24 protein-coding genes and 1 pseudogene are annotated in these 26,813 nt (G+C 43.5%); 15 read left to right on the forward strand and 10 right to left on the reverse strand.

Going from position 1 to position 26,813, the window contains the following annotated elements; translation table 11 throughout:
- A pseudogene (locus tag AC3WTB_RS00005) lies at window positions 1-941 on the reverse strand (hypothetical protein); the annotation flags it as partial.
- Between the two features lie 173 nt (window positions 942-1,114).
- Here AC3WTB_RS00005 and AC3WTB_RS00010 point away from each other — a divergent pair.
- Window positions 1,115-2,134: an LLM class flavin-dependent oxidoreductase gene (locus AC3WTB_RS00010; protein WP_047203393.1), complete on the forward strand. Its 1,020-nt coding sequence runs from the start codon at window positions 1,115-1,117 to the stop codon at window positions 2,132-2,134.
- Window positions 2,135-2,172: 38 nt separating this feature from the next.
- Here the strand turns inward: AC3WTB_RS00010 and AC3WTB_RS00015 are convergent, their stop codons facing one another.
- Window positions 2,173-2,793, reverse strand: a complete 621-nt coding sequence (locus AC3WTB_RS00015) for an acetate uptake transporter (protein WP_024425703.1) — start codon at window positions 2,791-2,793, stop codon at window positions 2,173-2,175.
- Window positions 2,794-2,935: 142 nt separating this feature from the next.
- Here AC3WTB_RS00015 and AC3WTB_RS00020 point away from each other — a divergent pair, with 142 nt between their 5' ends.
- Window positions 2,936-3,757 carry a uroporphyrinogen-III synthase gene (locus tag AC3WTB_RS00020; RefSeq protein ID WP_126681952.1) on the forward strand — a complete coding sequence of 274 codons (822 nt, stop codon included), beginning with the start codon at window positions 2,936-2,938 and terminating at the stop codon, window positions 3,755-3,757.
- Between the two features lie 38 nt (window positions 3,758-3,795).
- Here AC3WTB_RS00020 and uptA read toward each other — a convergent pair whose 3' ends face one another.
- Window positions 3,796-4,398 carry an undecaprenyl phosphate transporter UptA gene (gene uptA, locus AC3WTB_RS00025; protein ID WP_039179163.1) on the reverse strand — a complete coding sequence of 201 codons (603 nt, stop codon included), beginning with the start codon at window positions 4,396-4,398 and terminating at the stop codon, window positions 3,796-3,798.
- Between the two features lie 324 nt (window positions 4,399-4,722).
- Between uptA and AC3WTB_RS00030 the strand changes: the two genes are divergently transcribed.
- Both AC3WTB_RS00030 and AC3WTB_RS00035 read left to right on the forward strand, forming a co-directional pair.
- Window positions 4,723-4,953, forward strand: coding sequence for an excisionase family DNA-binding protein (locus AC3WTB_RS00030; RefSeq protein WP_039179160.1), 231 nt, complete (start codon window positions 4,723-4,725; stop codon window positions 4,951-4,953).
- A 142-nt stretch (window positions 4,954-5,095) separates the two neighbouring features.
- Complete coding sequence (locus AC3WTB_RS00035; protein WP_492333151.1) at window positions 5,096-5,323, forward strand: hypothetical protein; 228 nt, start codon at window positions 5,096-5,098, stop codon at window positions 5,321-5,323.
- Between the two features lie 6 nt (window positions 5,324-5,329).
- Here AC3WTB_RS00035 and AC3WTB_RS00040 read toward each other — a convergent pair whose 3' ends face one another.
- The 6 genes from AC3WTB_RS00040 to AC3WTB_RS00065 all read right to left on the reverse strand — a co-directional run bounded on the left by AC3WTB_RS00040 (window position 5,330) and on the right by AC3WTB_RS00065 (window position 13,058).
- Entirely contained in the window at window positions 5,330-6,430 is a 1,101-nt protein-coding gene (locus AC3WTB_RS00040; protein ID WP_492333152.1) for a Ger(x)C family spore germination protein, read from the reverse strand.
- Window positions 6,427-7,527: a GerAB/ArcD/ProY family transporter gene (locus AC3WTB_RS00045; RefSeq protein WP_492333153.1), complete on the reverse strand. Its 1,101-nt coding sequence runs from the start codon at window positions 7,525-7,527 to the stop codon at window positions 6,427-6,429. The genes AC3WTB_RS00040 and AC3WTB_RS00045 overlap by 4 nt, the downstream gene beginning before the upstream one ends.
- Before the next feature lie 12 nt (window positions 7,528-7,539).
- Window positions 7,540-9,024, reverse strand: coding sequence for a spore germination protein (locus AC3WTB_RS00050; RefSeq protein ID WP_492333154.1), 1,485 nt, complete (start codon window positions 9,022-9,024; stop codon window positions 7,540-7,542).
- 72 nt (window positions 9,025-9,096) lie between these two features.
- Complete coding sequence (locus tag AC3WTB_RS00055) at window positions 9,097-10,440, reverse strand: (Fe-S)-binding protein (RefSeq protein ID WP_492333155.1); 1,344 nt, start codon at window positions 10,438-10,440, stop codon at window positions 9,097-9,099.
- Window positions 10,437-11,846 (reverse strand): glycolate oxidase subunit GlcD, encoded by a 1,410-nt coding sequence (glcD, locus tag AC3WTB_RS00060; RefSeq protein ID WP_268464469.1) that lies wholly within the window; start codon window positions 11,844-11,846, stop codon window positions 10,437-10,439. The genes AC3WTB_RS00055 and glcD overlap by 4 nt, the downstream gene beginning before the upstream one ends.
- Before the next feature lie 78 nt (window positions 11,847-11,924).
- Window positions 11,925-13,058, reverse strand: coding sequence for a CdaR family transcriptional regulator (locus AC3WTB_RS00065; RefSeq protein ID WP_366204823.1), 1,134 nt, complete (start codon window positions 13,056-13,058; stop codon window positions 11,925-11,927).
- A 125-nt stretch (window positions 13,059-13,183) separates the two neighbouring features.
- Between AC3WTB_RS00065 and AC3WTB_RS00070 the strand changes: the two genes are divergently transcribed.
- Window positions 13,184-13,741 carry a branched-chain amino acid aminotransferase gene (locus tag AC3WTB_RS00070; RefSeq protein WP_410559135.1) on the forward strand — a complete coding sequence of 186 codons (558 nt, stop codon included), beginning with the start codon at window positions 13,184-13,186 and terminating at the stop codon, window positions 13,739-13,741.
- Between the two features lie 35 nt (window positions 13,742-13,776).
- Here the strand turns inward: AC3WTB_RS00070 and AC3WTB_RS00075 are convergent, their stop codons facing one another.
- Window positions 13,777-14,541, reverse strand: a complete 765-nt coding sequence (locus AC3WTB_RS00075; RefSeq protein ID WP_492333156.1) for a DeoR/GlpR family DNA-binding transcription regulator — start codon at window positions 14,539-14,541, stop codon at window positions 13,777-13,779.
- 148 nt (window positions 14,542-14,689) lie between these two features.
- Here AC3WTB_RS00075 and AC3WTB_RS00080 point away from each other — a divergent pair, with 148 nt between their 5' ends.
- From AC3WTB_RS00080 to AC3WTB_RS00125, 10 genes are all read left to right on the forward strand, one after another.
- On the forward strand, window positions 14,690-15,496 hold the full coding sequence (locus AC3WTB_RS00080; RefSeq protein ID WP_492333157.1) for a tyrosine-protein phosphatase: 807 nt from the start codon (window positions 14,690-14,692) through the stop codon (window positions 15,494-15,496).
- Window positions 15,497-15,520: 24 nt separating this feature from the next.
- Window positions 15,521-17,062, forward strand: coding sequence for a glycoside hydrolase family 10-like protein (locus AC3WTB_RS00085; protein ID WP_039179134.1), 1,542 nt, complete (start codon window positions 15,521-15,523; stop codon window positions 17,060-17,062).
- 144 nt (window positions 17,063-17,206) lie between these two features.
- Window positions 17,207-18,349 carry an acyl-CoA dehydrogenase family protein gene (locus AC3WTB_RS00090; protein WP_039179129.1) on the forward strand — a complete coding sequence of 381 codons (1,143 nt, stop codon included), beginning with the start codon at window positions 17,207-17,209 and terminating at the stop codon, window positions 18,347-18,349.
- A gap of 45 nt (window positions 18,350-18,394) precedes the next feature.
- Window positions 18,395-20,029: an AMP-binding protein gene (locus AC3WTB_RS00095; RefSeq protein WP_185847144.1), complete on the forward strand. Its 1,635-nt coding sequence runs from the start codon at window positions 18,395-18,397 to the stop codon at window positions 20,027-20,029.
- 8 nt (window positions 20,030-20,037) lie between these two features.
- Window positions 20,038-21,387: an acetyl-CoA carboxylase biotin carboxylase subunit gene (locus AC3WTB_RS00100; RefSeq protein WP_492333158.1), complete on the forward strand. Its 1,350-nt coding sequence runs from the start codon at window positions 20,038-20,040 to the stop codon at window positions 21,385-21,387.
- Window positions 21,384-21,599 (forward strand): acetyl-CoA carboxylase biotin carboxyl carrier protein subunit, encoded by a 216-nt coding sequence (locus tag AC3WTB_RS00105; RefSeq protein ID WP_039179120.1) that lies wholly within the window; start codon window positions 21,384-21,386, stop codon window positions 21,597-21,599. Before AC3WTB_RS00100 ends, AC3WTB_RS00105 begins: the two co-directional genes overlap by 4 nt.
- An 11-nt stretch (window positions 21,600-21,610) precedes the next feature.
- Window positions 21,611-22,519, forward strand: coding sequence for a hydroxymethylglutaryl-CoA lyase (locus AC3WTB_RS00110; RefSeq protein ID WP_064498552.1), 909 nt, complete (start codon window positions 21,611-21,613; stop codon window positions 22,517-22,519).
- A 12-nt stretch (window positions 22,520-22,531) separates the two neighbouring features.
- Window positions 22,532-23,314: an enoyl-CoA hydratase gene (locus AC3WTB_RS00115; RefSeq protein ID WP_106025083.1), complete on the forward strand. Its 783-nt coding sequence runs from the start codon at window positions 22,532-22,534 to the stop codon at window positions 23,312-23,314.
- Between the two features lie 18 nt (window positions 23,315-23,332).
- Window positions 23,333-24,856, forward strand: coding sequence for an acyl-CoA carboxylase subunit beta (locus AC3WTB_RS00120; RefSeq protein WP_492333159.1), 1,524 nt, complete (start codon window positions 23,333-23,335; stop codon window positions 24,854-24,856).
- A gap of 13 nt (window positions 24,857-24,869) precedes the next feature.
- Window positions 24,870-26,804, forward strand: coding sequence for an AMP-binding protein (locus tag AC3WTB_RS00125; protein WP_492333160.1), 1,935 nt, complete (start codon window positions 24,870-24,872; stop codon window positions 26,802-26,804).
- The last annotated feature ends 9 nt before the right edge of the window (window positions 26,805-26,813 follow it).

Genomic DNA, 26,813 nt, shown 5'->3' on the forward strand with positions numbered 1-26,813 from the left:
CCGGTAGCTCCAGTGCTACCCGTAGCGCCAGTAGGACCGGTTGATCCAGTAGAACCTGTGGCACCAGTAGGACCAGTATCTCCAGTGCTACCCGTAGCACCGGCAGGTCCGGTAGCTCCAGTAATACCAGTGGCACCGGTAGGACCCGTATCTCCAGTGCTACCTGTTACGCCAGTAGGACCCGTTGGTCCAGTAATACCTGTTGCGCCGGTAGGTCCGGTTGATCCAGTAGGACCAGTATCTCCGGTGATGCCCGTAGCGCCAGTAGGACCAGTCGCGCCAGTAATACCCGTAGCACCTGCAGGTCCAGTTTCACCTGGTGCTGCTAAAAGTGTGTAATCTGGCGACGTATCTGGCGTACCTGAAGGTGGTGAAGAATTCACAAGATAAGTACCCCCACCATAAGTGACCACTTGCCCTACTGAATATGTTGGTGCCGTTACAGGATCATAGGATTCAACACCACTTAATCCGATCCCAGTAGGACCCGTAGGCCCAGTTTCTCCAGAAGCAGCCAAAAGGGTATAGTCGGGGGAGAGTCCAGGTATTCCTGATGGAGCGTCAACATTGGCAATGTAAGTACTGCCATCAAACGTGACCACTTGCCCTGCATCGTAATCTTGTGATTGTGAGGGATTAAAAGGAATAGCGCCGGTTAACCCGCCAGCTGGTCCAGTAGGTCCGGTTGGTCCGGGGGGACCTGCTGGGCCTGCCGGGCCTCTTGGTCCAGCTCTTTGATTTGGTTTTGATTGCTTTATTCCTTTTGCAATGTAGCAGGGGTGATTCCCTTGAGATATATTTTGTTTTATATATTCTTGTTTAATGAATGGACAGTCTCTTTTTCGAGGACGGTCATGACGTGATCTTTTGTAATGAGGCTGTTCATGGTATTTACCGCAAAAGGGACATTTGTGTTCGAATTGATTGTACAAATTGCCCATCTCCTAGAATTGATATTTCATTCTATGTGCAAATTTTTAAATTGGAAGTAAAACCTAAAAAATCATCATTTCGAAAATCATCGAATCAAATTATTTAAATCTTTCATGGATTTATGTTATGGTGTTGAAAGTATAAAATAGTATGATATTTGACAGAAATGGGGACATCATTTATGAGTCAATCAGTTTTACAGGGCAAAGCCTATTCCGTTTTAAATTTATCCTCTGTGACAGAAGGAGGCACCATTAAAGAATCTTTTGATCGTAGCATGGATTTAGCAAAAAAGGCGGAGAAGTGGGGCTATCATAGATACTGGCTGGCAGAACACCATAACATGGAAGGGGTTGCGAGCTCTGCAACGTCCGTTTTAATTGGATATATTGCGGGAGGAACAGAAAAAATTCGAGTAGGATCTGGTGGGATTATGCTGCCAAATCACTCTTCACTTGTCATAGCCGAACAATTTGGCACACTTGAGACATTGTATCCGGGGAGAATTGATTTAGGTCTTGGCCGAGCACCAGGGACGGATCAGTTAACAGCAAGAGCGCTTAGACGTAATCTTCATAACGGAGAAGATTTCCCTGAGCAGCTTGAAGAACTGATGCAATATTTCAAGCCGACCGGTCAGGTTAAAAAACATGTAAGAGCTGTTCCAGGAGAAGGCCTGGACATTCCAATTTGGCTCCTTGGTTCAAGTGGTTTTAGCGCCAGACTTGCAGGAGAACTTGGATTGCCATTTGCCTTTGCTGCACATTTCTCACCTAAAAATACAATTCCCGCGTTAGAATTGTACAGACAGTCATTTAGACCTTCTGATGTGTTAAAAGAGCCTTATGCCATGGTTGGTGTGACGGTTTTTGCTGCAGATCAAACTGAGCGTGCTGAATATTTGGCAACCTCTCATTATCAGCGGTTTTTAAGTCTCATTCGCAATACACCAGGAAAACTGAAAGCGCCTGTCGACAGCATGGACGGTCTTTGGAGTCCATATGAAAAGGCGATGGTGGATGAACAATTAAGCTCGACTATCATTGGGGATAAAGAAAAGGTGAAAACAGAATTAGAAGCCTTTATTGAAGCTACTCAAGCTGATGAAGTGATGATTAATTCGGATATGTTTGACCATCAAGAAAGAATGCGTTCGTATGAAATTATCGGAGAGATCTTTCAAGAGGCACAAGAAAATTAAACATAAAAAAAGAACTGCACAGAGCAGTTCTTTTTTATTTATGCTTTTGTAAAAATGCGAAATGGTTGTCCAATTGGCAGAACAATACGGCCAAAATGTGTATTAAGGACAACAGCTGCAGAACCATAAAATGAAAGCAGGGAAATGATCAATTCTGCAATACCAGCCATGGTATGAGTGACATCGTACATCACACCAAAAGTGCTAAGGGAAAGACCAATGAATAAGAAATCAATAAAGACGAAAATCAAAAATAACACTTTATGTGTTTCCATTGCACCAATCGTCATAAACAAGCTGAAAATCAAATAACCAATAAACGCAAAGCCTAGCTGTTTTGGATCTGCTGCTCCCGCAAGCGTTTTCCCAAAAACGCCGGCTTGAATGAGCCAAGTCGTTCCAACGCCCATCCAGAAAAGACCGAATGCGCCAAAAGCAGTGGCTCCAAAAATATTATGATGCTTTGAATCTTGTATGGACGCGATCAACTGCGCGATTCCTCCAAGGAAGATAGCCCAAGGTAAAATAAGGGAAGTGCCATCTGTGATTCCTAGTTTTTGTGAGGACGCAACGAGCGTCACCATTGCTAAACCAAACAAACCAAGTGGTGTTGGGTCTGCAATTGATAATCGAATTGCTTGAACATTCTGTTTTTCCATAATGACCTCCTACAATTTGCACTTACAAAAGATACTCGAATTCGATAGAAACGTCAAGCTCTTTTTTAGTAGACACTTGCATCGTCTTCCAAATAAATCTATATTTAATACATATCAAATGTGATAGAAAAAGAGGGATAATATGAGTAAAGGCTTATCTGGGAAAACGATTGCCATTTGTGGAACGAGAAAAACAGAAGAAATGCGTACACTTGTCGAAAAACAAGGAGGACAAGCCGTCATTCGCTCTCTTCAAGGAACCGTATTTTTAGCCAAAGAGGAATTAAAGCCAGGTATAGAAACCTTTGTGAAACAAGGGGCCGACTGGGTGATCTTGACGACAGGCATCGGTACAGATACATTGATTGAGAGTGCAGAAGAGCTGCAGCTTGGTAAAGAATTTATGAACATTCTATCAAATGCCCATATTGCTTCAAGAGGGTACAAAACCTTTGCTGCGTTGAAAAAACGCGGAATTCAGCCAGAGGTCTCTGATGAAGACGGAACGGTTCGTGACTTGATTTCAAAGCTTGAAAACAAGGAATTTCAAGGAAAACGCGTGATGGTGCAGCTTCATGGTGAAAATGCACCAGCTCTCATTCAGTTTTTACATGACAAGGGGGCAGATGTTTTGCCGCTTTTACCATATCAGCACACACCACCTGAACCAGAGGCTGCTGAAACGCTTCTGCAAGAAATGAAAGATGGACAAGTTCATGCCGTCTGTTTTACAACCGCTGTCCAGGTTCACGCCTTTTTCAAACTGGCCGCAGAATGGGGCAGAAAAGAAGAATTGCAAGCATTATTCGAGCAGGACGTTCTGGCAGTAGCTGTTGGAAAAGTCACTGCTGAAGCTTTAAAAGAAGAAGGAATAGACCGAATTCTTGCCCCTTCACTTGAGAGAATGGGTGCAATGATTATAGAATTATCACAATATATGAAAAAACAATCAGCACACTCCTAAAAAAACGCCTTTCACCAGATCAGTGAAAGGCGTTTTTGTTAAATTGTCCGTTTTCGATTCGTCCGAATTTTTTTGAGTACAAAATAGAGAACAATCAGTACAATAGCAATGACCATAATAGGGGTTGTATAAGTATGAGCAACACTTTGAATATGATCCCATTTTGTCCCAAGCTGCATGCCAAGATAGATAAATAAAATAGACCAAGGGATGGCAGCTAATCCAGTCAAGAAAACAAATTTCAAAAAAGGCATCTTGGCAATACCTGCTGGAATCGAGATGGCATGGCGCACAACAGGGATAAAGCGCGCGGTAAACACTACACCGGTTCCATACCGGTCAAACCAGCGCTCTGCAGTCGCGATATGATGTTCATGGATGAATAAATACTTTCCATACTTTGTTAAAAAAGGTCTTCCGCCGTACAGACCGATCCAGTAAATAAAACACTGGGCGAGCGTACCACCGATGACGCCGGCAATAACAGCTCCAACAAAACCAATTGTGCCTGTTGACACCATATATCCGCCATAGGCAAGTACAATTTCACTCGGAATGATTTCAATCATCAGCCCTAGTGCTACACCTACATAACCAAGGCTTGTCAGCCAGGTTAAAATTTCATTAAAAAAGGTTCCCATTCATTTCACTCTGCCTTTAAATACGAATTTTCTTCAAGCATCCTTATAAGAGCCTATGCTTGTTTTGCTTTTCTCATGAGTATGCTTTCTATATATGCCAGCATGGCTTGCGGCTCATAGAGTCACCACTGAACCTGGCTTTTTCACCAAATCTATGTTGGCAAGCTCTCATCTAGCAGATTTTATCATACCATATTTGCCGGCATCTAGACGATCTACTTGCTATATGAAGAATGGCCACCAGAAAAGAGAATAGGCTGCATCCGTTTTTTCAGCAGATCATGATATAATTTGATAGATGAAACGAACGGGTGGTGCACAAGCATGTATTTAACAATCGCAGAAACAGCTGAATACTTGGAAGTATCAGAAGCGTATATTGAAAAATTGATCCAGCAAAAAAAGATCCGTTACGTATTTGACGGGGAATCTTATCTTATTTATCAAGGGCAGTTTCAAACGCATTTAAAGCAGCTCGAACAATATAAAGAGCTCGTCCAAGAGATCTTAAATGAACCGATTCCGGAAGACCCCGATGTAAAGGATGAAGATTAGAATATCTTTTCAATTGATTTAACATGGCTCAATGGCCGTGGGTGATAGATAGAATAATCTCTATTTGAAAGAAGCAGAATGACCATTCATTGGCAGTAAGGCTGGCAGCCGTGAGCTACCCAACCTGGGAGAGAATGAAATCTTGGCTAAACAAAGGAAGACCTTTCAGCTTATTGCACTAGATACAATGGCAACCTGTGCAAAAGGGAATAGACCGGCTCTAGTGGAACAATATTCACCTAAAATCCTTAAAACTGATAAAAATGAAATAGAAAAGATTTTAAATGAATATTATCAAAAAGATCATGTTCCAAGAGTGAAAATGAAAGTGTGCAAAATCTTGGAGAACAAACAAGACATATTTGAATAAGCCTTTTTATTGGCTGACTCCCGTTTGAACAATTTTCATGTGGCATTTAACTTGTACATCTGCATCAGGATAAATGTTCTTCCATTTTTCTGGTGTCACTGCTTTGTCTTTTGATCTATACCTAAGGCCCAGCCCAAGAGGATCTATGTTTTGCTTTTTAAAGGATTGAACAAGGTCTTGTCCTTGCTGAGCGACACGTTTTTCTACTTCTTTTTCAACATGGTTCAATATAGAAGGTTTATCAATTTTTTTGGACTTCATGAATTCTTTTAATTCGCCTTTCAGCTTGATATCAATCATGATATGAGGCTTCTTTGTTAGGTTTTTCGTTGGTTTGATTCGGTAAGACACATGAGATTTGATATTTTCAATGACGACATGGGTCTTTGCTTGATCTGCCAATTGAAACTCATAGATGCCATTTTTATGATTTTCAATCATCGCTTTAAATGTGAACGTGTCTTTTCCAGGTATATGACTGACCATTTTTTCATGATCAAACAGAGCGACTCCTGTGATCTTGATGCCACTGTTTGTTTTCTTGATGTAAGGGAGGTATGCATCGACCCCTTTTGCCAGCATCTGATTCATAAAAATATGCTGATTGGTGACAGGTTCATTGCCATTTCGCATATTTTGGGCGAGCAGATCAGAGAGATATACACCTATATTTAAGTTCGTTTGATTCATTTTTGTGTATAATAACTCTTCCACTTCTCCGCCTACAATTGCAAACACTTGGCGTGAACCAATGATAGGATCACGATAAATATAATTCATTAAATCGATCATGCCGACTTCTTTTGCTAACTTTTCACTGACTAAAATAACGAGCACCTGGCCCATGACGACTGGAAAAGGCGATTTTTCTGATACAAGAAATTGAATATTGCTAATGGTGTTTGACCTTGCACTTAATATTTGATAACTTCCTTGCTCTTGACTTTTAAAGACAGGGAAGACAAAGAAGCCCTTCATTTCTCCATCTTTCAATAAATCAAATCCTGCCGCCTGAGAGATATTTAATTCATCTAAAAGGCGGGGCTCTGCACAGCTGGTTAACAAAAGACTACACAACATGAGGCCCGTAAGTATATAACGTTTCATGCTCGTTTTTTCTTCCTCCTTTTTTTCAGCATCAGTCCAATGACCATACAGACAATCAATCCATAGATCAGAATGTATCCGCTATATTCCACCCATTGATTAAAGACCTCAAAAGAAGTGGCACTAGCAAAAAATGAAAACATAATTAGAATGAGGATACTGAGACTGATTAAAGTGACACGCTGACTCGTATGAAACACTTGTTTCGCCATTCGGCTCGCTGCCCATAATGGAATTGTGATATTAGGAATGATCAGAAGTAGCCAAAGAGACACTTCAATAAATTCAAAGCGCTGGATAAAAGGAAGCTTCACAATGCTTGTTAACGTGAGTGTCGGCCATTTTGTTAATTTGAGCTGAGCACTTGAGTAATACGCAATAGAGACGAGAAAAGTGAGCAAGTTTAAGCATGTCGTAAATAATGCCCCCATGTGAGCAAATTTTTGAGATGTCTGAGCTTGTTTAATAAAGGGATAATAGACAAGCAGCGTGCCAAAACCAAACATGGATAAGGATGCATCTTTGACTCCCACAAGCATTTGCGAAAATGTATGATCAAACATTGGGAACATGAAACGAATGTGACTATATTTCATGGCATAAAAACAAATAAACGTCATCCAATACGTCAATACAACACTAAAAAATGCCCAGCCAGCAATGGTTCTAAAGCCGCCAGTATGAATGTAATACACAAGCAGTAGCAGAACAGCCGCAAACAAAAGGCCTGGAATTTCTTTAAACAGCCATACATGGATCACATCCATGTAATGGATAAGAACGGTCAGCGACAAAGAAGCAAAATATAAGATATAAAGAATGTTGAATAATTGCCCAATCCATTTGCCAAATACATATTGCGTGATATCACCAAATTCATCCGAAGGTGCCTTTTTAAACATCAAGTACATGAGAAAGATCATCACATTGACGCTCATGCCAGAAATCAAAATAGCGATCCATCCATCATTATTGATAGAACGAACAAGGTTTGTTTGAAAGTTTAAAATGCTGACACCGACTTGATTGGCATTGACGAGAAAAAACACAAAATAAGGAGATACTTGAAATTTCTCTTTGACAGAAGAAGAGCTCATGCCTTCACTTCCTTATTCATAAAAATCATTTTTCCCCTTGCGGCCTTGTTTAGGCTTAGAGCGGTGAATGGTTTCATTTTGCGGACGTAAATTTTCCGGCCTTTTGTTCAAAAAACGGAGCTGAGGACGAATCAAACTGCCCTTTAAATCAGCAAGGCGCATTGGAAAAATAGGCTCTAAATACGGCCGGCCAATCGAGGTTAATTTCATTAAATGAGTGAGCAGAAAAGATCCCATCACGGCAATGCCTAATGCGCCCCAAACCTGTGCTGCGAGTAAGAAGGGAAATCTCAGCAGCCGAATGGCATTGCCCATTTTGTAAATAGGGGTGACAAATGAGGCGAGGGCAGACAGGGCAACAATAATGAGTAAAATATTGCTCGTTAAGCCTGCTGCTACAGCCGCCTGTCCAATGACAATCCCTCCAACAATCCCGAGCGTCTGACCAACTTTAGCCGGAAGCCTTGATCCTGCTTCTCTTAGTAATTCAATCGAAATCTCTAAAAATAGAGCCTCAATGATCGGAGGAAATGGAACAAGATAGCGCGAGGACACAATGGTTTCTAATAAATCCTTTGGGATCAGCTCATAATGAAAGGTTAAAACGGCGACATATAAAGGTGTTGCAAAAATGGAAAATATCACAGCAAATATGCGTAACAGTCTAAAGCAAGAAGCCGCAATCCACGACATATTGTAGTCTTCCATAGTGGAAAAATACTCAAGTAAAATAGTTGGGGCAAGCAAGACATGAGGCGAGCCATCCACTAATATGGCAATTTTCCCTTCTGATAAACCTGAAGACACACGGTCGGGTCTTTCTGTATTCAAAAACAACGGAAAAATCGTATTTGACACATCATAAAGCATTTGAGCGAGGTAATTCGCATCTAAAATCTGATCATAATCAACGTCCTCAATTCGCTGAAGAACCGTTTCGATGTTTTCCGGGTTAGCGATTTCTTCAATATATAACACGGCTACTTTTGTTTGAGAGAGCGTTCCAACCGTCTTTTCCTCAACTTTCAAGTTAGGCGTCGGCAGCCGCCGCCTGACCAAATTTAAATTGGTATCTAAAACCTCCACAAATGCTTCCTGAGCACTGATAATCCCAAATTCAATCTCAGGCGGACCTACTTGTCTGCCTTTCTTTTCTTCAATCGGCAAAAGAAGCGTTTTGCCCCAGTCTGTCTCAAATCTAATGGCAATGCTGCCCCGGTGAAGGGCTTCTTCCACTTTTTGAAGATCGTTCGTGATGACAGCCTGCTCAATGGGAATTTGTTCTTTCAGCTCTTCAAGAGTAGGTGTCAGGTGCATTTGTTTGAGAGAGGGGAGAATTTGTTCATGTAGAAGATGTCCATTAATTAAAGATCGAAAAAAGGAAATCCTATACAGAAAATCTCCATTTCGAGACAGCTCATTTGTAAAATCAGCAGAACGTGACAATGCTTCAAATACTGAATTCGGGTCCTTTTGTTGTTTGTTTTTTTTCAGCATTTGAACCAGCTCCTTCGGCGATTTTCCTCTATTATCCAACCAATTATCTAAAGATATGCATAAAAAAAGCGTTCAGCTTGATGGGCTGGACGCTTTTTTTCCATATTGAACGGCTTCTAATAATAAATCAGCTAGATGGACGGCACGCATGGTCGGCGAGTGATCTGAGCGTTTGATGCCTGCTGCCATTTGCAGCTGACAGCCTGGATTAGACGTAACAATGGCAGCAGCCTTTGTTTCCCTTGCTTCTGTCATTTTATGATCTAAAATTTGCATCGACATCTTTGGCTGCAAGATGTTGTAAATGCCTGCTGAGCCGCAGCACCGGCCCGAATCCTTCATTTCATTAAATGATACGCCTTGAATGGCCTTCATCAGCACCCTTGGCGCATGCTGTACACCCATTCCGTTCCGCAAATGACAGGAATCCTGATAGGTGATGGCTTGCTCTGGCAAAGCAAGCGGCATGCGGCGGTGAAATTCCAGCTCCACTAGAATGTCTGATATATCGGTGATTTTCTTTGAGAAGACTTCACTTCGTTTTTGAAAGTCCGGATCATCGTGAAGCAAATGATCGTAATCACTTAAAAAAGCACCACAACCGCCCGCATTCATGACTATGGCATCTGCATCTATCTTTTCAAATGCTTCAATATTCCGCTTTGCTAGCTGTTTCGCTTGCTCTTTTTCTCCGCTATGACCATGAAGCGCTCCGCAGCACGTCTGAATAGGAGGGACGATGACGTCACAGCCTGCCAGCTGCAAAAGCTGAATAGTCGCTTCGTTTGTACTGGAAAAAACGGTGTCCATTAAACAGCCAGTAAAAAAGGCGACACGCTTACTTGCTGGGCCAGCGGCTTTGTATTCCGTCAAACGGATTTTCTGTTGACGCGGCACCTTTGGAAGCGCCTGTTCCATCTGCCGTAAATGCGGAGGAAGCACCTTCAGCATGCCAGTTTTACGGGCGGCTGTTTGCAGACCAGATGTTTGATAAAATCGAAGAAGTCCTGCCGCTTGCCGCATTCGGCTTTGTGAAGGAAAGAGTCCTTTGAATACTGCACGTCTCACAAGTTTGACAGGGATTGATTGTTTTTTGTGCTGCTGAATGATGTCTCTTGCATCCTCAAGTAACCGGCCATATTTAACGCCGGAAGGGCACACCGGTTCACATGCACGGCAGCCAAGACAAAGATTCAGTGAATGCTCGACATCTTCATCTGGCTCAATGACGCCGTCTCTCACCGCCTTCATTAAAGCAATTCGGCCGCGGGGAGAGTGTGTTTCTTGTTGCCCAGATTCAATATAAGTAGGGCAGGAAGGAAGGCAGAAGCCGCAGCGCATGCAATTGAGCAGCTCTTTTTCGTCCATTTGCTGCTGAAATGATTGCTGAATCTCTGTTTGTTTAGAGGAACTCATGAGACCACCACTCGCTTTCTTGCGGCTTTACCAAACACTTTATCAGGGTTCATCATATTTTCTGGGTCTAGCGCTTGTTTGATCGCTTTCATTGCTGCAATGCCTTCTTTTTTAACCTTTAGTTCCAAGTAAGGGGCTTTCATAAGACCCACACCATGTTCACCCGTAATGGTGCCGCCAAGTGAGACGGCTTTTTCAAAAATGGCCTGAAAGGCTTCCTCCACCCGTTTCATTTCTTCTTCATTTCTTGCATCTGCTGCACAAGTAGGGTGCAAATTGCCATCACCTGCATGACCGAATGTACAGATTTTCACTTTGTACTCCTTCGCAATATCTTCGATTGCCCGCACCATGCTGGCAATTTCAGACCGAGGGACTGTGGCATCTTCTAAAATGGTCGTTGGGCTTAACCGGGCGAGGGCAGATAAAGCGGATCGTCTCGCTGTTAAAAGTGCATTTGCTTCTTCTTCAGAATGAGCGATATTCACTTCTTTTGCACCGTGCTGCTTACACACTTTTGCGATGCTCTGCATATCACGGGAAACCGCCTCAGGATGGCCGTCCTGTTCGATTAACAGCACAGCTTGAACGTCCGTCGGCAGACCGATTTTTGCAAAGTCTTCAACGACTTCCAGGGTCGGCTGATCCATAAATTCTAATGTGGCGGGGATGATACGCTCTGCAATAATCGCCGACACTGAAGCGGCTGCTTCCTCTAGGCTTTCATATAAGCAAAGCATCGTTTGTTTTGTTTCTGGAAGCGGCAAAAGCTTCAGCGTGGCTTCAGTGACAATCCCGAGCGTTCCTTCTGAACCTACGAACAAACGGGTCATATCATACCCAGCCACGTCCTTTGCAAGTTTGCCGCCTGTTTTGATGATGTCACCGTTTGGCAGAACCACTTCAAGTCCAAGTACATAATCTCTTGTCACGCCATATTTTAAGCCCCGGAGACCACCTGAATTTTCATTAATATTTCCGCCTAATGTAGAGATTTTCATAGAGCTTGGATCAGGTGGATAGAAGAGCCCTTTTGCCTCTACTTGGCGAATGAGTTCCTGTGTGATCAAACCAGGCTGCACCGTTGCTGTCAGGTTTTCTTCATCTATTTCTATTAATTGGTTCATTCTTGTAAACAGCAGCACAAGTCCGCCTTGTGTGGGACATGTACCTGCACAAAGGTTCGTTCCTGATCCTCTTGGCACGATCGGTATATGATATGAGGCGCAGAGCCGGACAATCTGCTGGATTTCCTCAGCCGTATGCGGGCTTACGATGACATCTGGCATCTGCTGAAAATTTGGTGTTGCATCATAAGAGTAGGCAAGCCGATCGGCTTTACTGTCCTGTACGTAAGGCGCACCAACAATCTTTTTCAATTGATTTAAAAATTCAGAATTTAACATGCGCATTCAACTCCTACTGATTAGACGTATCGTTTCTTTCAGTATAAAAAAAGAATCGCCTCATGCCTATGGACGATTCTACAAAATATCGGGCTGTTCGCTTCGTTTTTTTGGATCATGATCTAAAAGCATGAAGGCTAAATAAAAAAGCATTGCATCTTGCATGCGCTTTGGATCAAGTGTCGTTAAATCTTGGATTCGTTTTAGCCTGTAATGTAGTGTATTGATATGAACATGCATTGCTTCTGCGGTATATTTTAATGAGCAATCTGATGTCATGAGTACCCGCAATGTTTTCACTAATTCAGGATAGGGGAGAAGAGGGGCGATCGTTCGATCAAGAAACACTTCCTTTGTTTCCTGACTGACTTCCTCCATAAAAAGTTCAAGCGTTAAATCTTCATCAAATACAATCGGCGTATCAGCATGTGCCATTTTTAATGCACGAAAGGCTTGTTGAAAGGATTGCTTCATCAAATGAGCAGCTGCTGGTTTTCCCGCCCCAATCAAAACCCCTGGCGTGCTCTGCGCCGTAAGGGAGGCATGGATGTGAAATAGGCGCTGCTGCAGTGTTTTACGATCATCTGCTGTTGTTTGCAGCATGAGCAAAAAGCGGGCATGCCCCCAGCGGACGATGATCTCCTGACTAGTGAGATGCAGCGTTTCCTTTAATTCTTTGTATTGATTTTGTTTCATAAACGATTCATCCTGACAATCGATCAGGACAACCGCACGCTCCTTGTTGATATCAAGCTGAAGCCGCGATGCTTTTTCAGTGAGATCAATCGCTGTCTCTGGAAGATGGAGCCAGTCGAATACAAACGCTTCGAGCTGACGTTCATCCGTTTCGGTTTCTTGAAAAAATTCATGTTCATGAATAAGCAGCTCGGTCATTTTTCTTAATATTTCGCCAAAAGGAGACACATGTACAGGATCTCCTGTCATCCCAATGACTCCGATGACCTCCTGCTTAAAATAAATAGGCAGATTGATGCCAGCTTTGACGCCTTTCATGTGCTGCTGGTCATCCTTCGTGAGAATTCGTTTCTGTCCTTCAAAAGATGTCAGATACGCTCCTTCATGAAATTGTCCAATGCGCGCTGGATCTGTTGCTGCAATGATGGTGCCGTTCGTTTGTGCGATGATGATTTCCTCAGTCAGCACCTTTTTCACTTCGTCTACGATCTTTTCTGCCAGTGTCATTGTGAGCAAAATGTACCCCTCCGAGATGTTTCTTTTGACACTATCATACCATCATATGCTAGGACATATCTTTCTTTTCCTGAGTTATGCTAAAATAATAAACGCACATGAAGGAGAAGAAAGGAGACATAGCCATGTCACTGCAAAATCGCTTACAAGATTTACTGAAAGAAGGACAAGCGCTGACAGACTTCGAATATGATGAAGCGGCGAGCCGAAATTGGCCTTTAAAAGGGGCGAGGATAAAAGAAGAAGCACGCTTTGGCGATGTATATATAGAGCGTGTAGACAAGGAATCGGAGGACATGATTCAAACAGAAGACGCCTCATTTCTAAACACACCGCTTACATATGTGAAAAAACATCAAAAAGAATTTATTTATATCGAATCAAAGTGGTTTGATGTCGTGAAAGTAGATGGCTTGGCCATTGAATGGGACGAAGTGTTTCAAACGTATACCGTGTTATTCGGTTTCAAACGTCCTAAGAAAGACACGAATATTTTAAAGGACTTGCTATCGCCATTAAATGGTGCTCAGCTTCAATTTAATGGACAAGATGGCTTATTTGATGTGAATTTACAGCTTCTTGAGCTTGAGGACATCCACGAAGATACGGCTTTCATTGACGTTATCTCGGCCGTGTACCGATTTTTATTCCGTATGATCATACAGCTTGAAAGCAATGAATGAAAAAACGGCTCAAATTCCTGAGCCGTTTTTTTGATCTATTCATTTGAAGAAGGCGTGACAAACCGCACATCATGCTCTTTTCCATATTGAAGATAATGTTCATGTGGCTCCTGATTGGTCACGATGACATCAATTTCGTGCAAATCACAAAACGTGGTCAAGGCGTAATGATCGAATTTGCTATCATCCACTAATAAAAACGTTTTGGCACTTTTTTGAACGAGCGTCTTTTTAATATCGGTTTCAAGCGGGGACGAATTCGTGACGCCGTGATCAATAGATAAACCAGTTGATGCGATAAAGGCTTTATTCACATTGTAAGCTTTTAATCGCTTTACACTTTGATAGCCTACGAAAGAATTTGTTTTTCTTTCAAGCATCCCGCCAGTAGAAAAGATGGTGAGATTTTCATAAGGCATCGCCTGTGTAATGAAATCCACATTATTGGTCACAACGGTCACCTGTTTCTCAGTCAAATAGGGGAGCATCTCAAGCGTTGTCGTACCAGAATCAATAAAAATCATATCCCCGTTTTCCACAAAAGCGGCAGCCGTCTGACCGATCAATTGCTTTTTACTGAGCTGACGGATCTTTCGCTCCTGATACACCACTAACGTTGAGTGGTTCACAGCCACTCCGCCATACACTTTTTTGAGCACGCCGGACTCGACCAATGCCTGTACATCTCGGCGTATTGTGTTTTTTGAGACACCAAAATGCACCACAAGCTCATCAAGTGAGGCAGATTCCCGGTCAAACACATACTCTTTGATTTGCTGAATCCGTTTTGTTTTTATCATGCTTCATATCTCCAATCAATCCGAATGTCCTTTTTCCATTATACCAATAAATTCTCTACGTGGATTAGGTCAATTGATTCTCTTTTCTCCTTTGATATAAAAGCGTATGATAGAAAAAAGAACGAAACCAGAAAGGACTTTCACTTCTATGAATCAATCAAACAACCCATTTTCAAAGCTTGCGAATTTTAGAGAAGTAGGGGGACTTCAAACAACAGAGGGGATGGTGATCAAACAGGGAATGATTTATCGATCCGCAGACTTATCTCGATTGACGAAACAAGACATCGCGATATTCTCAACACTCGGGATTCAAACTGTTTGCGACCTCCGTACAACCTCAGAACGTAAATCACATCCACCAAAGATCAAGGAACACGACAAAATCGTCCATATTCCGATGCAGCCTGACAGTAAGATGCCGAGTAAATGGACCATGTTTCGTATGCTGGTAACAGAAGGGAAGTCTCTCTCATTTACACCGATCATGAAAGATTTATATCAAAGCATGCTCAATGAGCGTAAAGAAGAGATTCGGCAGCTGTTCACACTACTTTCAGATCAAAGCCATTATCCGCTGATGCTTCACTGCACGAGCGGCAAGGACCGTACAGGTTTTTTATCTGCCCTGATTCAGTTAACAGCAGGTGTACCGCTGACTGTCGTTTTAAGTGAATACATGCGGTCCAATGAAGGCGTGCAAATGCTTGTCAGAAGGCAGGAACGATTTGTCCGATGGATGAGTTTATACCGGGTATCAAAAGAACAAATTCAGCCGCTTGTCGGTGTGCAGCAAGATTATCTTGAAGATGTGCTGCACGAAATGCTGGAGACATACGGGAGTGTAGAGCGGTATTTAATTGAAGCCTGCAAAGTCCCTGAAGCTCAGCTCAATCAAATGAAAAACATTCTGCTTACACCATCTGCTGGCATTCCATCACAAAAAGCGGAATAAACTGAATATGAGGTGATGCAAAACATGCTGAAAAAGATCAGTATGACAGTTCTAACACTGATGTTAATGTTTGTATTCTTATTGATTCCTTCTAGCAGTCTAGCAGCTCGTCCAGTGCCAAAAGGGAAGCTAGAGAGCACAAGAGAGATGCGCGCGGTATGGATTGCATCGGTTTATAACTTAGATTGGCCCTCAAAGAAAGGGCTGCCCGTAGCAGAGCAGAAAAAAGAGTTCATTCGTTTGTTAGACGAGATCAAAGCAATGAATATGAATGCCGTCATTATGCAAATTAAACCAACAGCAGATGCCTTTTATCCTTCAGCATACGGACCGTGGTCAGAGTATTTGACTGGAACGCAAGGGAAAGATCCTGGGTATGATCCGCTTGAGTTTATGATAGAAGAAGCTCATAAACGCGGCCTTGAATTTCACGCATGGTTTAATCCTTACCGAATCACGATGAATCATACTGATCTCAGCCGTTTATCAGCTGATCACCCTGCAAGACAACATCCTGAATGGACCATTGCCTATGGTAATCAGCTTTATTACAACCCTGGCATCCCTGAGGCTCAGGACTTCATTGCCCTCGGCATAGAAGAGGTTGTGAAAAACTACGATATTGATGCAGTGCATATGGATGATTATTTTTACCCAAATAAAATAGCCGGTGTGCCGTTTCCAGATCAAGAAACATATGAAACATATGGAAAAAAAGCTTTTACACATATAGAAGATTGGCGAAGAGATAATGTGAATCAGCTGGTGAAACAGATCAATGACACCATTAAGAAAGAAAAGCCGTATGTGAAATTTGGTATTAGTCCATTCGGGGTATGGCGCAACATAAAAGATGACCCGACTGGTTCAAACACCACTGCAGGAATGACCAACTACGATGATTTGTATGCTGATACAAGAGAGTGGATTCAGCAGCACGATATTGATTATGTCACTCCGCAAATTTACTGGAGCATCGGTTTTCAAGCTGCCGCTTATGACGTGCTGACGAAATGGTGGTCAAATGAGGTGAAAGGGGAGCCGGTTCACCTGTATATTGGTCAGGCGGCATATAAAATTAATCAAAACAGTGATCCTGCTTGGTCTGACCCGGAAGAATATTTTAGGCAGATTGAGCTGAACAGGCAGTCACAGCTCGTGCAGGGAAGCATGCATTTCAGCTTAAAGGATCTCAATCGCAACCCTTTGAATGTAAAGGATCGATTGATAGAAGAGTCATACCGCAAACCAGCTCTCATTCCAGAAATGCCTTGGCTTCATCAGAAAGCGCCTAAAAAACCAATCATTCAATCTGTGAAAAAGACAGCGGATGGTGCGGCTTTGCAAATCAAAAATGATCCACATTCTACCGTATCCTATTATGCAGTCTATCGATTGACAAATAAAGGAACATATGAATTGGTGCAAACAGTTAGAAAAGAAAAAGGCGCCATCACAACGATTAAAGACCTACCAATCAATCAAAAGACGATTGATACTTATAAGATTACGGCTCTTAATCGTCTTCATCACGAAAGCAAGCCTTCTACAAAAATAGTAAAATAACGAAAAAAGCATGAATGAGGATTTTCTTCGTTCATGCTTTTTTTCTATTATTCTTGTTTTAATTTTCTGAATTCAATCAAGCTTGGCATGAAGCCGCTGCTTGATTAATAAATATGATAGAAAAGAGCCAAAGGGGGAAGCAAGATGGATTTTGAATTAACGAAAGAACAACAAATGATCCGCCAGATGGTCAAAGATTTTGCCAAAGCAGAAATTGCACCACACGCTCAAACGATTGATGAACAGGCCGTATTCCCAGCCAAAACGTTTCAAAAAATGGGGGAGCTCGGCTTTATGGGCATCCCCTTTCCAGAGAAATACGGAGGCTCAGGAGGAGATACGATATCGTATGCACTCGCTGTAGAAGAAATAGGAAAACAGTGTGCCAGTACAGGTCTTAGCTATGCCGCAGCCGTATCCTTAGGCGCAAGCCCGCTTTATTACTTCGGTACAGAGGACCAAAAGATGGACCACCTTGTCCCGCTGGCTTCTGGGACAGCACTTGGTTCCTTCGGATTAACAGAACCAAACGCAGGGTCAGATGCAAAAGGGACAAAAACAAAAGCAGTCAAAGACGGACAAGAATATGTCATCAGCGGGGAGAAGTGCTGGATCACAAACGCCAATTTTGCCAGAACCATTATTGTCACCGCTGTCACGGATCATGATGAACACGGCCGCCCGATCATCTCCGCCTTCATTGTGGAGAAAGGGCAAAAAGGGCTGTCCATTACAAATCCATATGACAAAATGGGCGTGCGCGGGTCAGATACAGCAGAAATCATTTTAGACGGTGTACGTGTACCAGCCCAGAATATTTTAGGAGACCCAGCGAAAGGCTTTAAGCAATTTTTATATACATTAGACGGAGGACGTATTTCAATTGCTGCGTTATCAGTTGGCATTGCACAAGCTGCACTCGATGCTTCGCTCTCGCATGCAAAGGAAAGAAAGCAATTTGGGCAGACCCTTTCTTCCTTCCAAGCCATTCAGTTTAAGCTGGCAGATATGGCGATGCAAATAGAACTCGCCAGACAAATGGTTTGGAAAGCCGCTTGGCTGAAAGATCACGGCAAGCCGTTTACAAAAGAAGCTGCTTATGCCAAACTTTTTGCTTCTGAAATGGCGACAAAAGCAAGCCTTGATGCTGTCCAAATTCACGGAGGAACAGGCTATATGAAAGAATGTGGTGTAGAACGGCTAGTGAGAGATGCAAAGCTGATGGAAATTGGAGAAGGGACCTCTGAAATTCAGCGTCTAGTCATCGCAAGACAACTGTTAGCATAATCCGATAATGAAAACGCTTACTATCAATGGAGGAGGAAAGCCATCATGTCGATTCATCCACAGACAATCGGCTCCCTTTTAAAAGAGAAAAGGGAGCAGCATCCAGCACATGAAGCCATTGTGTATCCAGAACGTTCATTACGTTATTCATATGAAGCGTTTTATCGAGAAGTCAAGGAAACAGGGAAAGGTCTTATGGCATTAGGAGTTCAAAAAGGGGATCATATCGCCATCATGGCGCCCAATGTACCTGAGTGGCTCATGCTGCAATTTGCCTGCGCTTCGATTGGAGCCGTTCTTGTCACCGTAAATACGAATTTTCAAGCACAGGAACTCGCCTATTTACTCAAGCATTCTGATAGCAGCATGCTGTTTATCGTAGACGGCTTTAAAGAGACATCCTATGTCAAAATGCTGGAAGAACTCATACCAGAGCTTCAAAACGCTCATCAAGGCGAGATCACCTCCTCATCTTTTCCTTATTTAAAAAGTGTCGTCTATATTGGCGAGCACACGCCAAAAGGCATGCGCAGCTGGAGCAGTATTCAAGCTGCTGCTAAAAGAACTGAGGATCACGAGTGGGAGAAACGAATGGATGAGCTTGCGCCAGATGACGTTATTAATATGCAATATACTTCAGGCACAACCGGCTATCCAAAAGGAGTCATGCTCAGCCATACAAACATCGTCTGCAATGCCAGCCAAATCGCAGATTGTATGAAGCTCACCCAAAAGGATCGAATGTGTATCCCCGTTCCTTTCTTTCATTGCTTTGGATCCGTTCTTGGCGTGCTTGCTTGTCTCACAAAAGGAGGAACGATTATTCCGGTTGAATCCTTCCACCCAGAGCGTGTCCTTCAAACCGTGGAAAAAGAGAAGTGCACCGTACTTCACGGCGTCCCGACAATGTTCATTGCAGAGCTTGACCATCCGAATTTTCACCAATACGATCTGTCCACATTACGAACGGGCATTATGGCAGGATCTCTTTGCCCATCCCATGTGATGAAAGCCGTCATTGAACAAATGGGACTGAAGGAGCTCACGATTGCCTACGGACAGACTGAAAGCTCTCCTGTCATTACCCAAACAAGAACGGATGATTCATTTGAAAGACGGGTTCAAACCGTCGGCCGGGCGCTTCCTCACATCGAAGTGAAAATCACCGTCCCAGGCACGCCGGAGGAAGTACCAAGAGGAGAACAAGGCGAGCTGTGTACAAGAGGCTATCATGTGATGAAAGGCTACTATAAAAATGAAGAAGCCACAAATGAAGTGATTGATGAGGACGACTGGCTTCATACGGGAGACTTAGCAGAGATGGATGAGGACGGCTATGTGAAAATCACAGGACGGCTGAAAGATATGATCATTAGAGGCGGGGAGAATGTATACCCAAAAGAGATTGAGGACGTTCTTTATACTCATCCGGACATTCTTGATGCACAGGTTGTTGGTATACCTGACGAGACGTATGGAGAAGAAGCCGCCGCATTCATTCGGCTTAAGCAAGGCAGAACGGTGACGATTGAGACACTCACCAGCTATTGTCAGTCGCAAATGGCGCGCTACAAAATTCCTAAATATTTTTTCATCACTGACGAGTATCCGATGACCGCATCAGGGAAGATTCAAAAATTTCGTCTGAAAAAACAGGCGCTTGATCTAATAAAGGAGTGAAGGCAGCGATGTTTCAAAAAGTACTGATTGCCAATCGAGGCGAAATTGCTAGGCGAATTATTCGAACATGTAAAAGGCTCGGGATCCACACCGTTGCCGTTTATTCAGAAGCAGATCAGCATGCACTTCATGTGCAAGAAGCAGACAGCGCCTATCTGATTGGAGGCGCGAAAGTATCTGAAAGCTATTTAAACATGGAAGCCATCATTAGGGTAGCCAAGCAGACAAATACAGATGCTATTCACCCAGGATATGGCCTCTTATCAGAAAATGCGGCCTTTGCAGAACGCTGCCGCAGCGAAGGTATTGCCTTTATTGGACCATCCGCACAAGTCATTCAGCGAATGGGGAATAAAATTGAAGCAAGAAAAACGATGGCTCAAGCAGGTATCCCCATTGTACCAGGCGTTTCAGCTCCGCTGCATGATGCAGAAGAAGGAGTGAGTCAAGCGCAGTCACTCGGTTATCCGATCATGCTCAAGGCATCAAGCGGGGGAGGAGGAATTGGTATGCAGCTCGTGCAAAATGATGATGAGCTGTACAGGGCTTTTGAAGGGAATCAAAAAAGAGCACAAAGCTTTTTCAACGATGGGACGCTGTATATGGAAAAGGTCATTGAAAACGCGCGGCACATTGAAATCCAGGTTCTCTTTGATTCCTTCGGCCATGGGGTTCACTTATTTGAGCGCGACTGTTCACTCCAGCGGAGACATCAAAAAATCATTGAAGAAGCACCAGCCGCCTGTCTCGATGAACCGGTGAGACGTCAGATGGGGGAGATGGCCCTCAAAGCAGCCAAAGCGATTGGGTATGAAAATGCAGGGACGATTGAATGTTTAGTCGATCAGCATCAACAATTTTATTTCCTAGAAATGAACACAAGATTACAAGTAGAGCACCCTATCACAGAAGAAATTACAGGTATTGACCTTGTTGAGGAGCAGCTGAAAATCGCTGCATGTGAGCCGCTTTCCTTTAATCAGGAGGATATTCATCAAATCGGGCATGCCATCGAGGTTAGAATTTATGCGGAAGATCCCGTCACCTTTTATCCTTCACCAGGAACGATCACTCGGCTTTCTACGCCTGAAGCTCCGTATATCCGTCATGAGTCAAGTGTGACAAAGGGAAGCATTATAACCCCTTTTTACGATCCAATGATTGCGAAAATGATCGTTTACGGTGATACACGAAAACTTGCAATAGAACGATTAAAAGGGGCATTACAAGCATATGAAATAGAAGGGATCAAAACCAACTTACCACTTTTAAGGGAAATGGCCGGATCTTCTGCCTTCTTACAAGGTAGCATCACAACCGATTTTCTCATGAAAAAAAGGGAGGGAAACCGTTCATGAAAACTGTCACGATTCAAATGGCCGGAAACTTGTGGAAGCTTCTTGTGAAACAAGGCGATGAAGTGCAAAAAGGACAGGAGGTTGCCATCTTAGAATCAATGAAAATGGAAATTCCGATCGTTGCTGAAGAGGCCGGGATCATCCGCAAAGTGCATAAAGCAGAGGGGGAATTTGTCGATGAAGGAGAGGTTCTTTTAGAACTAACAGAATAGGAGGGAGCCAGATGGCATTACCAAAGAGTGTGCTTATCAGGGAGGTCGGCCCGCGGGACGGACTGCAAAATGAATCAGTCTGGCTGGACACAAGCGAGAAGCGAACGTGGATAGATCTGCTCGCAGCAGCCCAGCTCCCTTATATTGAAGTCACATCATTTGTTCATCCTAAATGGGTTCCAGCCTTAAAAGATGCCAAAGAACTCACCCAATCCTTAAACAAAAAAGACGACACCACCTATGCAGCACTCATTCCCAATGAAAAAGGCTTAGCTCACTTTTTTGAAGCCAATCTTGACACAGGCGCTATGTTTATCTCTTCGAGTGAAACACATAACAAGAAAAATATGAATCAATCCATTCACGAAACACTTCCTGTCATCAAACAAATGACAGCTGATTTAAAAGCAGCAGGAAAACACACACGCGCGTATATTTCCACCGTGTTTGGCTGCCCGTATGAAAAACAAGTGCCAATGGATCAAGTCCTGCGGTTAACGGATATTTTGCTTTCTTATGGCATTGATGAAATATCGCTCGGTGACACCATCGGTGAAGCCCATCCGCTACAAGTAGAAAGGCGCTTAGACATTTTACTTGAACGTTTTCCTGCTGATAAAATCGCTCTTCATTTTCATGATACGAAGGGGATGGCTCTTGCCAATATTTATACGGCATTAAAAGCCGGAATCACGATATTTGACTCCTCCAGCGGGGGGCTTGGCGGATGTCCCTATGCACCTGGCTCCAGCGGAAACGTGGCGACAGAAGATGTGGTGCATATGCTTCAAAAACTAGGAATTGAGACAAATATTCACCTTCCTGCATTAATTCAAGCGGCAGAATGGATTGAAGCAAAAGTAGATCGAACCCTGCCTAGTCACTGTTTACGCGCTTTTCACTCTCAGACTACTTCATAAAGGATGAATAACATGACATCATTGGTCCATTTTTCAATACAAGATGAACAGATCGGCATCATGACCTTAAACAGGCCAGAACAAGCGAATTCCCTATCCTCTACAATGCTCGAGGAGGTCAATCAAATCATTAAAGAAATCAAACACGATGAAAGCATCCGCTGTCTGCTCATTACAGGAGCCGGTTCAAAAGTCTTTTGCGCTGGTGCAGATTTAAAAGAACGACGATTGATGACAGAAACAGAAGCAAAAGGCGCTGTTCGTTTAATTCAGCAAACCTTTATCGAGATTGAATCCATTCCTGTACCTGTCATTGCAGTGATGAACGGACACGCACTTGGCGGAGGACTTGAGCTCGCGCTCGCTTGTGATCTCCGCATCGCACGAGCCGGAGCCAGACTCGGCCTGCCAGAAACAGGACTAGCTATCATACCAGGAGCCGGAGGGACGCAGCGGCTTCCGCGTCTCATTGGACTCGGTAAAGCAAAAGAACTTATTTTCACAGGCGCATCATTACAAGCAGAAGAAGCCATTCAAATCGGGCTGATTGAGCATATTTCTGTAGCAGATTCCCTTATGAACGATGCCATCTCTCTTGCAAAACAAATCATCAAAAATGGTCCGCTTGCCTTAAAAGAAGCGAAACAAGCGATTCAATCAAGCCTTGATCACGATTTGCATACAGGTCTAAAGAAGGAATACGAAGCCTATCTACGGCTCATTGATACAGAAGATCGAACGGAAGGTCTTCAAGCCTTCCAAGAAAAACGCACGCCTCAATACAGAGGCAGGTAGCAAGAAAGGGGAATGGGTATGATTGAAGAATATGAAAAGAAAAAACAGCAGATTCTGAAAGGCGGGGCCGAGCGATACCATCAAAAAAACAAAGAAAAAGGAAAATTATTCGTCCGTGACCGCCTCCAGTTGTTATTAGATGAGGATTCTTTCATTGAGGATGCCATGTTTGCCGAGTGTCAAGATGAACATTTACCAGCAGATGGTGTTGTCACAGGGACGGGGCGGATGAATGGGCAGACGGTTTGCGTCATGGCAAATGATTCTACCGTCAAAGCAGGATCATGGGGCGTCAAAACGGTAGAAAAAATCATTAGAATCCAAGAAACAGTCGAAAAACTCAACTGTCCGATGCTGTATTTAGTCGACTCTGCGGGTGCTAGAATCACCGATCAAATCGCCATGTTTCCAGGCAGAAGAGGTGCAGGCCGCATTTTTTATAACCAGGTAAAGCTGTCTGGACGTATTCCGCAAATTTGTTTACTATTTGGTCCTTCTGCAGCCGGAGGTGCTTACATTCCTGCTTTTTGTGACATCGTCGTCATGGTCGAAGGGAATGCCTCAATGTATTTAGGCTCACCGCGAATGGCCGAAATGGTGATTGGAGAGAAAGTATCACTTGAAGAAATGGGCGGAGCGAAAATGCATTGCAGCATTTCTGGATGCGGCGATATTTTAGCAAAAACAGAAGAAGAAGCCATTCAAATCGCTCGCACCTATTTAACTTACATGCCTGCCAATTATACAGAAAAACCAAAACGAACAGCCGCAAAAGCACCTAAACCATCAGAGATTACCATTCAAGATCTCATCCCTAAAGGGCAGAATACCCCTTTTGATATGTATCAGCTTATTGATTTACTCATTGATGAAGGATCATTTTTTGAAATCAAAAAGCTATTTGCCGCAGAGCTGATCACAGGATTTGGCCGTATGAATGGTCAGCCTGTTGGTCTTATTGCCAACCAGCCTAGGGTAAAAGGCGGCGTATTATTCCATGACTCGGCCGACAAAGCCGCCAAGTTTATTCAGCTATGTGACGCCTTTCATATTCCGCTCCTTTTTCTTGCGGATATACCGGGGTTTATGATCGGAACAAAAGTGGAACAAGCAGGGATTATTAGGCATGGGGCGAAAATGATCTCCGCCATGTCAGAGGCAACCGTTCCGAAAATATCCGTCATTGTTCGTAAAGCATATGGTGCAGGTTTATATGCAATGGCAGGACCAGCCTTTGAACCGGACTGCTGTCTCGCACTTCCATCAGCACAAATTGCTGTCATGGGGCCAGAAGCCGCTGTAAATGCTGTCTATGCGAATAAAATTGCCGAATTGCCTGCCGAAGAGAGAGCGGCATTTATACAAGAGAAACGCAAGGAATACCAGGAAGATATGAATATATATAAGCTTGCCTCTGAAATGATTGTGGATGGTGTCATCCCGTTTGACCATTTGCGAGATGAGCTTTGTCATAGATTACAAGCCTATACCTCAAAAGAGATGACATTTACAAGACGAAAACACCCGGTTTATCCGGTCTAAAGGGGGCGGCCTCATGATGAACCAAAAACCAGCGTGGATCCCCGAAGAGCAGATGATGAAACAAACACGTCTTTACAAATGGATGCATTCACTTGGTTTTTCTACTTACGATGCGTTCTATCAAGCTAGTATCGAGCGTACCGATTGGTTTTGGAGAGAAGCTGAAAAGGCGGTCGGCATCGTGTGGAAGGAGCCGTATGAAGCCGTTTTAGGCCAACATTCATTCATGTGGCCCAATTGGTATAAAGGCGGCCGGCTCAACGTGGTCGAAACGGCTGTTGACAAATGGGCAGAAGATGAAGAAACCCAGCATCAACCAGCCGTGATTTGGAGAAATGAAGCGGGAGAAGAAAGAAGATGGACGTTTCTCGAACTTCAGGAAAAGGTCAATCGTCTCGCTGCTGGTTTTTTGAAGAAGGGAATTCAAAAAGGGGATGTGGCGGTCATTTATATGCAGATGCTTCCGGAAACGGCTGCCGTCATGCTTGCCTTTGCAAAGATTGGGGTCATCTTTAGCCCAGTTTTTTCTGGCTATGGAAGCGAGCCTCTTGCCGTACGTATTCGTGCATCGGGGGCAAGCATTGTCGTCACAGGGTCGAGCGTGACGCGCCGGGGAAAAACGATCAACATGCGGGAATGTGCAGCAGAAGCAATCGACAAAACCAAGACTGTCAAAACAGTCATTGTACACGCTTCCTCTCCTACTGGATATAAAGAGGATATGAAGCTAAACGATTTGTTAAAAGAAGAACCAATGAGTGAAACGACTTATCTTTCAAATGAAGATCCTCTTATGATCTTATACACGTCTGGAACAACCGGTACACCAAAAGGGGCTGTTCATACCCACGCAGGCTTTCCTGTAAAAGCGGCTTTTGATGCTGGTCTTTGTATGGACGTTGCAAAAGGAGACCGCTTGTTTTGGCTCACAGACATGGGATGGATGATGGGGCCATTTCTCGTCTTTGGCGGTTTGATCAATGGAGCTGCAATTGTTTTATATGACGGCGCTCCCGATTATCCAGATGAACAGCACCTTTGGTCATTCATCCACGAGCAAAAAGTCACCCATTTTGGACTTTCACCTACTTTTGTACGTTCTGCGATGCAGCAAAACCTTGCAGACATTGAGCTGCCGCATGTCAAAGCCATCATTTCTACAGGTGAACCGTGGAATGAAGCACCATGGCAATGGCTTTTTGACACAATTGGTCAAAAGCACATTCCGATCTTAAATTACTCAGGGGGAACAGAGGTTTCTGGCGGTATTGTAGGAAGTACGCTGCTTCGTCCAATTAAACCGATCCTTTTTAATGCGGCAATCTTAGGAATGGCGGCAGATGTGTTTAATGAGGCAGGACAGAGCATGATGAATGAGGTAGGGGAGCTTGTTGTGAAAAAGCCATGGGTCGGTATGACATGTGGGTTTTGGAAAGATCCGGAGCGATATGAAGACACATATTTCAAACGATTTGATGGGGTGTGGACACACGGTGATTGGGTGATGCAATCAGAGGATGGCGCATTCCATATCACGGGCAGATCGGATGATGTCATTAATACAGCAGGAAAACGCGTCGGTCCAGCTGAAATTGAATCCATTCTTGTCGGGCATCCAGCCGTACATGAGGCTGCTGTGATTGGAGTCAAGGATGAGGTGAAGGGAGAAGCACTTGTTTGTTTCGTTGTAGCCAGTTTACAGTCTTTCGAAGAAGCAGCACTCATTTCAGAGCTTAAAACTCATGTTGGTTCATATGCGGGGAAAGCGCTCACTCCAAAGGAAATTCATCTCATTTCAGCTTTACCGAAAACAAGAAACGGAAAAATCGTCCGGCGTTTATTAAAAGGCGCGTATGAGCAGCTGCCTTCACCCGATCTATCTTCTTTAGACAATCCGAAGGTGTACAAAAGCATTTGCGAATACTTGAAAAGGAAACAAAGTATATAAAAAAAGACA

It is taken from the genome of Bacillus sp. EB106-04-04-XG123, from assembly GCF_058791855.1.

Excerpts from the sequence above, each read along its gene's own strand:
- AC3WTB_RS00120 (WP_492333159.1), top strand. The coding sequence starts at position 23,333 with ATGATTGAAGAATATGAAAAGAAAAAACAGCAGATTCTGAAAGGCGGG.
- AC3WTB_RS00075 (WP_492333156.1), bottom strand. The coding sequence starts at position 14,541 with ATGATAAAAACAAAACGGATTCAGCAAATCAAAGAGTATGTGTTTGAC.
- AC3WTB_RS00125 (WP_492333160.1), top strand. The coding sequence starts at position 24,870 with ATGATGAACCAAAAACCAGCGTGGATCCCCGAAGAGCAGATGATGAAA.
- glcD (WP_268464469.1), bottom strand. The coding sequence starts at position 11,846 with ATGTTAAATTCTGAATTTTTAAATCAATTGAAAAAGATTGTTGGTGCG.
- AC3WTB_RS00100 (WP_492333158.1), top strand. The coding sequence starts at position 20,038 with ATGTTTCAAAAAGTACTGATTGCCAATCGAGGCGAAATTGCTAGGCGA.
- AC3WTB_RS00045 (WP_492333153.1), bottom strand. The coding sequence starts at position 7,527 with ATGAGCTCTTCTTCTGTCAAAGAGAAATTTCAAGTATCTCCTTATTTT.
- AC3WTB_RS00015 (WP_024425703.1), bottom strand. The coding sequence starts at position 2,793 with ATGGAAAAACAGAATGTTCAAGCAATTCGATTATCAATTGCAGACCCA.
- AC3WTB_RS00110 (WP_064498552.1), top strand. The coding sequence starts at position 21,611 with ATGGCATTACCAAAGAGTGTGCTTATCAGGGAGGTCGGCCCGCGGGAC.
- AC3WTB_RS00115 (WP_106025083.1), top strand. The coding sequence starts at position 22,532 with ATGACATCATTGGTCCATTTTTCAATACAAGATGAACAGATCGGCATC.
- AC3WTB_RS00030 (WP_039179160.1), top strand. The coding sequence starts at position 4,723 with ATGTATTTAACAATCGCAGAAACAGCTGAATACTTGGAAGTATCAGAA.
- AC3WTB_RS00085 (WP_039179134.1), top strand. The coding sequence starts at position 15,521 with ATGCTGAAAAAGATCAGTATGACAGTTCTAACACTGATGTTAATGTTT.
- AC3WTB_RS00070 (WP_410559135.1), top strand. The coding sequence starts at position 13,184 with ATGTCACTGCAAAATCGCTTACAAGATTTACTGAAAGAAGGACAAGCG.
- AC3WTB_RS00055 (WP_492333155.1), bottom strand. The coding sequence starts at position 10,440 with ATGAGTTCCTCTAAACAAACAGAGATTCAGCAATCATTTCAGCAGCAA.
- AC3WTB_RS00050 (WP_492333154.1), bottom strand. The coding sequence starts at position 9,024 with ATGCTGAAAAAAAACAAACAACAAAAGGACCCGAATTCAGTATTTGAA.
- AC3WTB_RS00090 (WP_039179129.1), top strand. The coding sequence starts at position 17,207 with ATGGATTTTGAATTAACGAAAGAACAACAAATGATCCGCCAGATGGTC.
- AC3WTB_RS00020 (WP_126681952.1), top strand. The coding sequence starts at position 2,936 with ATGAGTAAAGGCTTATCTGGGAAAACGATTGCCATTTGTGGAACGAGA.
- AC3WTB_RS00040 (WP_492333152.1), bottom strand. The coding sequence starts at position 6,430 with ATGAAACGTTATATACTTACGGGCCTCATGTTGTGTAGTCTTTTGTTA.
- AC3WTB_RS00010 (WP_047203393.1), top strand. The coding sequence starts at position 1,115 with ATGAGTCAATCAGTTTTACAGGGCAAAGCCTATTCCGTTTTAAATTTA.
- uptA (WP_039179163.1), bottom strand. The coding sequence starts at position 4,398 with ATGGGAACCTTTTTTAATGAAATTTTAACCTGGCTGACAAGCCTTGGT.
- AC3WTB_RS00105 (WP_039179120.1), top strand. The coding sequence starts at position 21,384 with ATGAAAACTGTCACGATTCAAATGGCCGGAAACTTGTGGAAGCTTCTT.
- AC3WTB_RS00080 (WP_492333157.1), top strand. The coding sequence starts at position 14,690 with ATGAATCAATCAAACAACCCATTTTCAAAGCTTGCGAATTTTAGAGAA.
- AC3WTB_RS00095 (WP_185847144.1), top strand. The coding sequence starts at position 18,395 with ATGTCGATTCATCCACAGACAATCGGCTCCCTTTTAAAAGAGAAAAGG.